Genomic DNA, 11,836 nt, shown 5'->3' on the forward strand with positions numbered 1-11,836 from the left:
ACAAGGGTATACTGGTCATGTTTTAAATGACCGATTTTATTTTCACCCGGAATGTCATCTGCTGTAAAAATGCCGATAACTCCCGGGAGTGCTTTTGCAACCGATGTGTCGATGGATAAAACTCTGGCTCTCGCATATTTGCTCCGAAGGGCCGAACCATAACACATATTTTCCAGATAATAGTCGTCCGGATATTTACCGTATCCGAGTACTTTTTCCTCGACATCAAGCCGATGGACCCGGGATCCGATCTTCCAGTCATCTGCTCCTTTTTCAGGAATTTCTCCCGCTCTCTTAATTTTTGCCGCAAGCTTTACAGCTGCGATAATTTTGACATAACCTGTACAGCGGCAATAATTATTTCTGAGCGCATATTTGATCTCATCTTCTGTCGGATCCGGATTTTTATCCAATAATGCCTTCGTACACATCACCATACCGGGAATGCAGAAACCGCACTGGACGGCTCCCGCTTCCCCGTAGGCATATGTATAGACCTTTGATTCCCATTCGGTAAGACCTTCTGTCGTAATGATCTTTTTTCCTTCAAGCTGATCTGTACTCGGAACACACGCCTTACATGTCTCCCCGTCTATAATTACTGTACACGCACCGCAGGCTCCCTGACTGCATCCGTCTTTCACTGATGTCAAATGCAGTTCATCTCTGAGAAAACGAAGTAATGACTGTTTTTTATCTGTTGTAACGACCTGACCATTAATATTCAGTGTATACATTTTCCTTCCCACTTTCCAGTCAAACTAATTAATTGCCTTCAGATACTTTCCTTTATATTCTTCTTTGATTTCACCATTCTGTGCCGCCAGCATGCCTCTTAAATACACACGCTCTGCTCTGCCTTTTAACTGAAGTCCTTCAAGCGGACAATAATCGCTGGCAGACTGCTGGGTGGCAGCCGACAGACTCCAGTTTGTCTCTGCATTCCATACAACAATATCCGCATCGCTTCCCGGTGCGATCACACCTTTTTTCGGGTAGAGGTGATACAGTTTTGCCGGATTTTCAGCAAGGAAACGACACATCTGTTCCATCCGGATTCTTTCTTCGTTCACTCCGAAATGGAAAATGAGTGCCGGCCGTTCCTCTGCCCCCGGCATACCGCAAGGTGTTTTTGAAAAATCATCTTTTCCCATATCCTTCTGGGCTGTTGTAAAGCTGCAGTGATCCGTTGCGATGGTCTGGATTTTATCCGTCTTTAATGCTTCCCAGAGCACATCCTGGTCTGATACTTTGCGAAGAGGAGGTGCGATCATATATTTTTTTCCTTCATTATCTTTAAGCTCATAAAAACTTTCATCCATCACAAGATACTGTGGACAGGTCTCCACATAGACGGTCTGTCCCGATTCTCTGGCGCGAAGGACTTCTTTATAACCTTCTTCTGAACTTAAATGAACGATAATGACCGGTGTATCGACACAACGTGCAATATTCAAGATCCGGTTGACGGCCTCGGCCTCTGCACAGGCCGGCCGTGTTCCCGGATAATCGGACACGTTCTTCCGGTCTCCCTTTTCCCGGATGACTTCCTCTAACCGTGCATCAATGATGCCTTTATTCTCGCAGTGTATACCTGCGATTCCCCCAAGTTCTTTTAATCGTGCAAGAATTTCATAGATGCTTTTATCATCAACGATCATGGCATCATAGGTCGTATATAATTTGAATGAATGAATTCCGCCGGCAACGATCTGCTCAAGTTCGCTGCTTATATCCGGATTCCAGTCGGATATAGCCAAATGAAACGCGTAATCACAGTGGGCTTTCCCATCTGCTTTTTTGTGCCAGTTTTCTAAAGCGAGGGCAAGGCTCTCCCCCTTATTCTGAGTTGCAAAGTCAACGATGCAGGTTGTACCTCCGGCCAGCTCCGCTCTTGTACCCGTATCAAAATCATCTGCCGTAATTGTTCCGGATACCTCCAGAGCCATATGGGTATGTCCGTCTATAAATCCCGGAAACAGATATTTTCCGGTCACATTAAGAACCTCATCCGCCGGATCTTCGATATTTTCTTCAACCTTTACAATCTTTTCGTCTTCAATGAGCACATCTGCTTTTTTACATTCTTCTCCACTGACTACAATGCCGCCGCGAAACAATCGTTTCATAATGATACCGCCTCTCTCTCTGAATTTCCTGCACGATCAGAATCCCATTAATAATTTGTTAACCCAGTAAATATGTATAGTCTTTGCACACAGCAGTGATAAGATCTGCCAGTCCGAACGGCAGTTTTCCTTCTTCGCCCTTTGTCCACTCGAATTCTTTTCCGAGGAAACGAACTCTGCATGTGATCTTTTCTCTGTCAAGCACTGCAAATCCCTGATTTGTGCTGTTGGCCATATCTGCCTCATTTGCAAATAATGTAAATTTGTCAAGATATGGTGCACTTTCATACGGACAGAAGCTTCGGCAGTTGCCGCATTCATTACACATATAATCTACATGGATGATCTGGGCACGTGCCATACCCGGTACCTTAATCGAAATATTGGCACGGTTCGGACATACATCCACACAGTTCTCACATACAGTTGAACATCCGAGACATCTTGAACCTTCTGCTTTGTCTGAAGGTTCTTCGAGAATACCCTTCTTATTATATAATTCCTGTACATCGAGCATCTGGCTCATGCTTTCGGAAATATCGCCTCCGATAATCGCTTCTGCTGCTTTGATGGCGTGAGCCATTCCTTTGACAACAAGGGATGGACCATATAAGCCGTCACCGATAACATAAACATCATCCACATTTGTCTGAAGATTGTCATCTACAAGTACCCGGCCTCTGGAGTCAACTTTGATGCCGTTTGCCTCATAGTAATCTGTCGGTACTTTTTCACCGACAGCGGCGATCACCATATCCGCAGGTACTTCAACAGTGTTTCCTGTAGCACTCACGCCGGCTCTTCCGGATTCATCTGCAGCACCGAGAACCATTTCATCACAGATCAGTTTTCCGTCTGCCATTTTAACAGGTGCCAGAAGCTCTTTAAATTCCACACCGTCTTCCAGTGCGAGTAAAAGTTCATGTTCATCCGCAGGCATATACCGTTTTGTACGACGATAAACAAGGTATACATGTTCCACGCCTTCGCACCGTTTTGCGGCACGGGCTGTATCCATCGCTGTATTTCCGCCGCCGATGACAACAACGTTCTTGCCCGGTGTCATCTTTCCGCCGGTCTTATTGAAGTTTTCAAGGAATTCAAGCGCATTGACGGCCTGCTCACCTTCAAGATCAAGCTGACCCCGTTTGTAAGCGCCAACCGCCAGGATCACATGATCATATTCTTTTTTCAGTTCATCTACAGAAGGTGCTTCTGTATTATAAAGGATCTTAACGCCCAGTTTTTCAAGCAGAGCTACGTCTTTGCTGATCACATCATCATTAATTCTAAAATCCGGAATAACGGAACTTACGATACCGCCCAGTTTTTCTCTTTTTTCAAAAATTGTCACATATGCACCGGCTCTTGCCAGATAGTAAGCTGCTGCCATACCGGAAGGACCGCCGCCCACAACAGCTACGGTTGTATCACAGTTCTTTGCGGATTTCACTGTATTGATCACCTGATCGTAGGCACTCTGTGCACAGAGAAGCTTTGTATCACGGATCTGTACCGGTGTCTCATAGAAGTTACGTGTACAGTGTCCCTGACAAGGATGTGCACAGATCGTTCCTGTAATAAACGGAAGAGCATTTCGGTTTAAGATCACCTTGAGTGCTTCTTCATATTTGCCTTCGCCGGCAAGATGCATATAAGTTGTGATCTCCTGATGGATCGGACATTCATCTTCACATGGTGCTGTGTAGCAGTCAAGTAAAGGCACTCTCTCATTTGTCTTTCTGGAGCCCGGAAGTTTGGCCGGTTTCACATGATGTTTATCGGTTACTGCATCTTCCGCTACCTTATTTAATGCATCCACATCCACGCCTTCAAAAGCTTTCACGCCTTTTTCATCGAGAATCTCAGCCATCTGTTTCAGTCTCTGATAGCCGCCCGGTTTCAGAATCGTTGTTGCTACAGTTACCGGCCATACACCGCTGCCCACAATACGATCGATATTAAAGGCATCCGCACCGCCGGAATAAGCGATACGAAGTTTTCCGTCGAATTCTCTGGATAATTTTGCTGCCAGGGAAATGGACAGAGGATATAATGATTTACCGGACATATACATTTCTTCACTTGGAAGTTCTCCCGCTTTTACGTCAACAGGGAATGTATTGGTAATCTTTACGCCAAATTCAAGTCCGAGATCAGAGGATAACTTCATAAGGCGGGTGAGCATCGGAACCGCATCCACATACTGAAGGTCATCTTCAAAATGGAATCTTCCGAAAGCGATATAATCATATCCCATCTTATCCAGTGTTTCTCTTGCAAAATCATAACCGAGAAGTGTCGGATTACATTTAATAAATGTATGCATCTTCTTTTCTGTCAGAAGATAGTTGGCAATGCTCTCGATTTCCTGAGGCGGACATCCGTGCAGTGTGGAGATCGTTGCCGAATTACAGATCAGCGGAGAAATCTTATCCACATCTTCTTTTGTAAAATTCTTAAACGCATCCACATGATTTAAAAGAACCTGTCTGCATTCTTTGAAGATTTCTGTAGACTCGGCATTTTTCATATTTTCAATAAAGGTATTGATTTTTTCAGACTTAATACCTGCAAGATCATAGCCTACACTGATATTAAACTGGAAACCGTCCATGCTTCCAAGACCATACTCTTTTGCCATAAATGCTAAGAGGAACCAGGCTTTAATATACTCATCCTGAGCCTGAGGCACATATAATTCTGTAGACCATTCACAGTTGTAACATTCATCATCCGCTTTGATACATGGTTTATTGACGCATGCGGATAATTCGGCACCATCCATGATCTGAACCGTCTTTAATTCGAAGAAACGGCTGCCTGCATAATAGGATGCTGCGATATTCTGTGCAAGCTGGCTGTTCGGTCCCGCTGCAGGTCCGATCGGTGTTTCAAGTTTTCTGTTAAAAATTGTCTGAGCCTTTGACGGATCTGCCGTATATGCTCTGTGTATTCCAAATACTGTATGTTTTGTATCATGTTCTTCTCTGATCCAGTTTAATAACTGCTCAAAAGGCATACATGTCATAAGATCACTCATTCTCTTTTCCTCCTATCCATTAATGCTCTTCCAGAGTTTTGCTGATTCTTCGCGGCATTTTGCGTAAACTTCTTCCACATCTGCCACTTTCACTTCACGATCTTTCATTAAGACTTTTCCGTTGGCAATCGTTGTGACAACGTCACGTCCTGTCATGCCAAAAAGGATATGTCCGTTAATATTGTTTTCATCTAAATGTGTCGGTGATACATAATCCACAACGATCACATCGGCTGCCGCACCCGGTTTCAGAACACCAAGCGGTGCGTTAAAATATCTGTTTGCAATCAATGCATTATTTTCAAATAACATCTTCGGAACTTCGCCCCAGGCTGCGTTGGCATCACACAAATGATGTTTGTGCAGAACATTGGCTACCTTATAGGATTCTGTCATATCATGTGTATAACCGTCGGTTCCGAGACCTGTAAGAATGCCTCTGTGTACAAGCTCCATTGTCGGAGGACAGCCGCAGGCATTACCCATATTGGATTCCGGATTGTGGACAACCATTGTATTTGTTTCTTTGATCAGATCCATCTCATGCGGATTGATGTAAATACAATGACCGAGAAGTGTCTTTTCTCCGAGGATATTGCAGTCCATCAGTCTGTCAACAATACGTTTTCCATATTTTTTCAGACAGTCATGAAGATCTTCGATGCCTTCCGCAACATGGATGTGATAGCCGACTTCTTCCGGTTTGTGCGCTGCTGCAAATGCCATCGTTTCATCGGAAATCGTAAACTGGGCATGCATACCCATCATACCGGCCAGCATATCCGAATCATCTTTTAATGCATAGCGGATAAACGCTTCATTTTCAAGAACCGCTTCACGGGCCTTATCCATTCCGTCTCTGTCGGATACTTCATAACACAGGCAGGAACGGATGCCCAGTTCTTTTGCCGCATCGGCAATCTGGAATAAACTTCCTTTAATATGACCGAAACTTGCATGATGATCAAAAATCGTTGTCACACCGTTGCGGATACAGGAAATCATCGTATCCATGGCACTGTATTTTGTCTGTTCCAGTGTCAGTTTCCGGTCGATCGTCCACCACTGACCATCCAGAATATCAAGAAATCCTTTCGGATTATAACCGTTAATGCTTAAGCCACGGGCCATAGCACTGTAAATGTGCTCATGTGTATTGATAAATGCAGGCATGATAATTCCGCCTTTTGCATCAATATATTCTGCGTCTTTATATTTATCTCTTAAATCTTTCGTTGTGCCCACTTCGACGATCTTTGTTCCTTCGATCGCCACAGCACCGTTTTCAACAAACGGAAGGTCCATATTTCTGGTAATTGTACGACCATTTCCCACTACTAACATGATTTGGCCTCCTTTTCTACTCATTCATCTCGTTTAATTTTTGTTTTCCTTTTCTTTCGGTAAGATCAGATTCAGGATAACTGCTGTGATCGTTGCAACAACAACAGGTGATTTACCGAAAATTGTTGTAACCCAGGCAGGGAATGTGGCAAGTGCTGCATTCGCCTGAGTGATACCCATACCAAGTGCAATTGCAAGTCCGACGATGGATGTACTTCTGTAAGTCATCGGTTCTGCTGTGATCAGTTTAACACCGGTCATAGCAATGGAGGCGAAAACAGATACGGTTGCTCCTCCGAGAACACAATACGGGATTGTTGTCAATACAGAAGAAAACTTTGGAACAAGGCCTGCAACAAGAAGTACGATTGCGGCTGTTCTGAAAACTCTCTTGGCTACAACTTTTGTGGATCCTACGATACCAACGTTCTGGCTGTAAGTCGCTGTTGGAAGTCCGCCGAATAAAGCACAGAAAATGTTGGAACATCCATAAGCAAGAATACCGCCGTTAAGTTCTTCATCTGTAGGCATTCTGTCAAGTCCTCCGGTTGTTGTAGCTGAGAAATCGCCGATCGCCTGAATCGAGTTGATTGCGAACAGAACACCGATGGCCACACAGGAAGATGCTTCAAATTTGATTCCAAAATGAAGCGGACTCGGGAACTGGAACCAGGAAGCGGAAGCAACGGATGAAAAATCAACCATTCCGAACATCATAGCCACAACATACCCTGCAATAACACCGATCAAAATGGAAGCCAGCTTGAAGATACCTTTTCCAAAATGATTCAATGCGGTAACGATAATCAGTGTAATGAATGCGACTGTCCAGTTCTGCCATGAACCATAAGACGGACTGCTCACTCCGCCGGCCATATAATTGATGGCTGTCGGATAAAGAGAAAGACCGATTGCAAATACAACTGTTCCGGTAATAAGCGGAGGGAAGAATTTACGAATCTGTTTGATAAAAATTCCAACGATAATCGCAATAATACCGCCGACAATCTGTGCGCCTAAAATCGTAGCTACATCAAAACTTCCCGCGATTGCCTGCATCGTAGGCACATAGGCAAAACTGATTCCCATGATGACAGGCAGACCGGATCCAATCCGGAACTTTCCAAATTTAAATGGAAATAACTGTAATAATGTTGAAATAGCTGACATAACAAGTGCTGCCTGAATAAGGATAATAGAATCCTGCTCAGATAATCCTGCTACACCAGCTACAATGATCGCCGGTGTTACACAACCTACGATCATAGCTACAATATGCTGCAATGCCAATGGTACTGTCTGGCCGAGGGATGGTTTGCCATCCAGAATAAATAATTCGTCTGACGTTTTCTTCATCTCTTTCCCACTCATCTTAAATTCTCCTTTTACTATACTGCAGAATGACCCGCCGCCACGTCAAGGATGATCATCCTGCAGTTATTTCATATCATTGGCCGTTCCCATGGTGCCTCACCAATATCTTTTGTTTGATGCATGAAAGTGTAACACGCGAATTCTCATCATAATGTCATCAGAAAATGATTTAGAGAGAGACCGTTCCGATTCTTATAATGAATCTCCGGTGCATACTGTCAGGTTTTTACAACGGATACTTTTTCATCCAAAATTACCAGATTCTAAAAATTTTTTTGATTTGAATAAGAAAAGTACCAGGTTGTAAATCCATGCACTCTGACAATATTTTAGATACCAGTCAAGGTTTTATCTAGTTTATTTCACTAAATACAACTTTCATTACCGCTATTTTATCATCATTTTAACGAATATGCAAGAGGTTAAAATAGTTTTTTCTCATAAAAATATTTTTTTCTCATAAAACCCGCATAAATACTGGGTTTTTCTCAAAAAAATTTTTTAGTCCTAAATTTTTTTGTATTTTCCTCTTGCATTTCCCAAAAAATCTGTTATAGTGGAACCAGAGAGACCGATAAGGTTCCTGAAAAAGGAGGTATACATATGGCATACTTGGAAATGCTCAAACAGATTGCTGCCGGCCTTGCGGCACAGTTTGGTGAAAACTGTGAAATCGTTATTCACGATTTTAAAGATTCAACAGATAATACGATTGTTCATATAGAGAACGGTCATGTAACAGGACGGAAACTCGGTGACGGTCCATCGGGAGCTGTACTGAATGCTCTCAAACATCATGATGGCACCCTTCCTGATAAACTGGCCTACCTTACAAAAACTGAAACGGGACGAATCTTAAAATCCAGTACCATCTATATAAAAGATGAAACCGATTCACTTCGTTACATTTTCGGTATTAACTATGATATAACGAATCTGCTCGCGATCGAGACAAGCATTCATTCACTGATCACCTGTCAGGACGCAGAAACCCCATCAGCAGATTCCTCACCAAAAGTGATCACCCACGATGTGAATCAGCTTTTAGATGAACTGATCGAACAGTCTGTCGCACTTGTAGGTGTGCCTGTACCTTTGATGACAAAGGAAGATAAGATTAAAGCGATCAACTTCCTGAATGATTCGGGAGCCTTCCTTATTACAAAATCCGGAGATAAAGTCGCAAAGTTTTTCGGCATCTCCAAGTACACACTCTACAGTTATGTAGATATTAACAAATGACCTTGTTTTTTGAAGGAGGATCAATAACCCATGAGTAACTCAACTGCAAACCAAATTAAATGGACAATGAACAACATTCCAAAAACAGATGATGTTCAGGTTCAGAATATGTCCCTGGAACAGATGGAGAAAGCAATCAGTTTTCACAGAAGCTTTCCTCAGTACACTGTCACACCGCTGACACGTTTATCCGGTCTTGCCGATTATTTAGGCCTGAAACGCGTATATGTTAAAGATGAATCTTATCGTTTCGGTCTCAATGCTTTTAAAGTACTCGGCGGTTCCTACGCAATCGCAAGATGTATTGCAGATGAACTTGGCAAAGATGTCAGTGAAGTACCTTACGACGTACTTACATCCGATAAATTAAGAGAAGAATTCGGACAGGCTACATTCTTTACTGCTACTGACGGAAATCACGGACGTGGTGTTGCATGGGCTGCAAACAAACTCGGACAGAAATGTGTCGTAAGAATGCCAAAGGGCACAACTCAGACACGCCTGGAAAATATTGCTAAAGAAAATGCAACCGTAACTATCGAAGAACTGAACTACGATGATTGTGTACGTATGGCTGCTAAAGAAGCTGCCGAAACAACACGCGGTATTATGGTTCAGGATACAGCATGGGAAGGTTATGAAAAAATCCCGACATGGATCATGCAGGGATACGGAACACTTGCCATGGAAGCTGACAAACAGTTAGAGGAAGACGGATGTCGTCCAACACACATTTTCATCCAGGCCGGCGTTGGTTCCCTGGCCGGAGGTGTGATCGGCTACTTCTCCAACCGTTTCAAAGAAAATCCACCGATCATGGTTGTTGCAGAAGCAAACGCTGCAGATTGTCTTTACCGCTCTGCTATGCAGGGTGACGGAAACCGTGTAGACGTTACCGGTGATATGCTTACAATTATGGCCGGTCTTGCATGCGGCGAAGCAAATACCGTTTCCTGGGATATTTTAAGAAACCATGCATCTGCTTTCGTTTCCTGTCCGGACTGGGTAAGTGCAAACGGAACACGTATTTACGGTTCTCCTCTCAGAGGTGACAAACAGGTGATTTCCGGTGAATCCGGTTCTGTAACTATGGGTCTTCTCCATGCGATCATGACAAGACCGGAATACAAAGACTTAAAAGAAGCTCTCAAACTTGATGAGAATTCAGAAGTTCTTCTCGTGTCCACAGAAGGTGACACAGATCCGGACCGTTACCACGAGATCACATGGGAAGGTTTATACGGTACAGATAAAGAACCATTTGCAGACTTATAAGATAATTATTACATATTTATATAGGAGGATAAAATAACATGTTAGATTTTAATAAAATTAAAGACGCTGCTCAGGGATATGAAAAAGATATGACTGCATTTTTACGTGCAATCGTTAAAAATCCAGGTGAAAGCTGTGATGAAAAAGCTCACATCGAAACAATCGCTGCTGAAATGAGAAAAGTAGGTTTTGACGAAGTGTTCATCGATCCACAGGGAAATGTTATCGGATACATGGGAACAGGCGAAAAGATCATCGCTTATGATGCACACATTGATACTGTAGGTATCGGTAACCTTGAAAACTGGACATTTGATCCATACGAAGGTTATGAAAATGAAACAGAAATCGGCGGACGTGGTGTTTCCGACCAGTGCGGCGGTATCGTATCTTCCGTATACGGTGCAAAAATCATGAAAGATCTCGGATTAATTCCTGAAGGCTTCAAGATCATGGTTGTCGGAACTGTTCAGGAAGAAGACTGTGACGGTCTTTGCTGGCAGTACATCATCAACGAAGACGGTATTCGCCCAGAATTCGTTGTTTCCACAGAGCCAACAGACGGCGGTATCTACAGAGGACAGCGCGGACGTATGGAAATCCGTGTAGACGTTAAAGGTGTATCCTGCCACGGTTCTGCTCCGGAACGCGGTGACAACGCTATTTACAAGATGGCTGATATTCTCCAGGATATCCGTGCATTAAATGAAAATGATGCAGAAGACGGCACAGAGATCAAAGGTCTTGTTAAAATGCTTGATCCAAAATACAACAAAGACTGGAAAGAAGCTCGCTTCCTTGGACGCGGTACTGTAACAACATCCCAGATCTTCTATACATCTCCTAGCCGCTGTGCAGTTGCAGACTCCTGCTCCGTTTCTCTTGACCGTCGTATGACATTCGGAGAAACATGGGAAAGCTGTCTGGATGAGATCCGTGCACTTCCAAGTGTTCAGAAATACGGTGACGACGTTAAAGTATCCATGTACAACTATGATCGTCCATCCTACACAGGCTGCGTATATGAAATCGAATGTTACTTCCCAACATGGGCGATTCCGGAAGACCACAAAGTAACAAAAGCTTTAGAAGCTGCTTACACAGGTCTCTACGGTGACAAACGTATCGGTGCCGAAGAAACACTTGCTATGAGACAGGCTCGCCCATTAACAGATAAATGGACATTCTCCACAAACGGTGTTTCCATCATGGGAAGAAACGGTATCCCATGTATCGGTTTCGGACCTGGTGCAGAAGCTCAGGCTCACGCTCCAAATGAAAAAACATGGAAACAGGATTTAGTAACATGTGCTGCTGTTTACGCTGCACTTCCAACAGAATACAGCAAATAATCTATTATCAATTACCTTAACCCTTATATAAGAACTGGAGGGGCCAATCTCCCCTCCGCCCCTTTCAAATGTATTTA

8 protein-coding genes are annotated in these 11,836 nt (G+C 43.4%); 3 read left to right on the plus strand and 5 right to left on the minus strand.

The window, feature by feature from the left end:
- The 5 genes from QZZ35_RS06425 to QZZ35_RS06445 all read right to left on the minus strand — a co-directional run.
- Nucleotides 1–737 (minus strand): 2Fe-2S iron-sulfur cluster-binding protein (locus tag QZZ35_RS06425; protein WP_291236650.1); only part of this gene is annotated, 737 nt, incomplete at its 3' end.
- Nucleotides 738–761: 24 nt separating this feature from the next.
- Nucleotides 762–2,129: a dihydropyrimidinase gene (hydA, locus tag QZZ35_RS06430; protein ID WP_291236651.1), complete on the minus strand. Its 1,368-nt coding sequence runs from the start codon at nt 2,127–2,129 to the stop codon at nt 762–764.
- 58 nt (nt 2,130–2,187) lie between these two features.
- A complete protein-coding gene (gene ygfK / locus QZZ35_RS06435; RefSeq protein WP_291236652.1) occupies nt 2,188–5,172 on the minus strand; it encodes a putative selenate reductase subunit YgfK in 2,985 nt (994 codons plus the stop codon).
- Nucleotides 5,173–5,184: 12 nt separating this feature from the next.
- Nucleotides 5,185–6,516, minus strand: a complete 1,332-nt coding sequence (gene ssnA, locus QZZ35_RS06440; protein ID WP_291236653.1) for a putative aminohydrolase SsnA — start codon at nt 6,514–6,516, stop codon at nt 5,185–5,187.
- A gap of 33 nt (nt 6,517–6,549) precedes the next feature.
- Nucleotides 6,550–7,887, minus strand: coding sequence for a uracil-xanthine permease family protein (locus tag QZZ35_RS06445; RefSeq protein ID WP_291236654.1), 1,338 nt, complete (start codon nt 7,885–7,887; stop codon nt 6,550–6,552).
- A gap of 606 nt (nt 7,888–8,493) precedes the next feature.
- Between QZZ35_RS06445 and QZZ35_RS06450 the strand changes: the two genes are divergently transcribed.
- Genes QZZ35_RS06450 through QZZ35_RS06460 form a run of 3 tightly spaced genes read left to right on the plus strand, consistent with a single transcriptional unit; the run spans nt 8,494 to nt 11,759 of the window.
- Nucleotides 8,494–9,132, plus strand: a complete 639-nt coding sequence (locus QZZ35_RS06450; protein ID WP_291234479.1) for a helix-turn-helix transcriptional regulator — start codon at nt 8,494–8,496, stop codon at nt 9,130–9,132.
- Nucleotides 9,133–9,162: 30 nt separating this feature from the next.
- Nucleotides 9,163–10,407, plus strand: a complete 1,245-nt coding sequence (dpaL, locus tag QZZ35_RS06455) for a diaminopropionate ammonia-lyase (protein WP_291234478.1) — start codon at nt 9,163–9,165, stop codon at nt 10,405–10,407.
- A gap of 38 nt (nt 10,408–10,445) precedes the next feature.
- A complete protein-coding gene (locus QZZ35_RS06460; protein ID WP_291236655.1) occupies nt 10,446–11,759 on the plus strand; it encodes a YgeY family selenium metabolism-linked hydrolase in 1,314 nt (437 codons plus the stop codon).
- The last annotated feature ends 77 nt before the right edge of the window (nt 11,760–11,836 follow it).

It is taken from the genome of Frisingicoccus sp. (assembly GCA_016298055.1).
Taxonomy (GTDB): domain Bacteria; phylum Bacillota; class Clostridia; order Lachnospirales; family Lachnospiraceae; genus Frisingicoccus.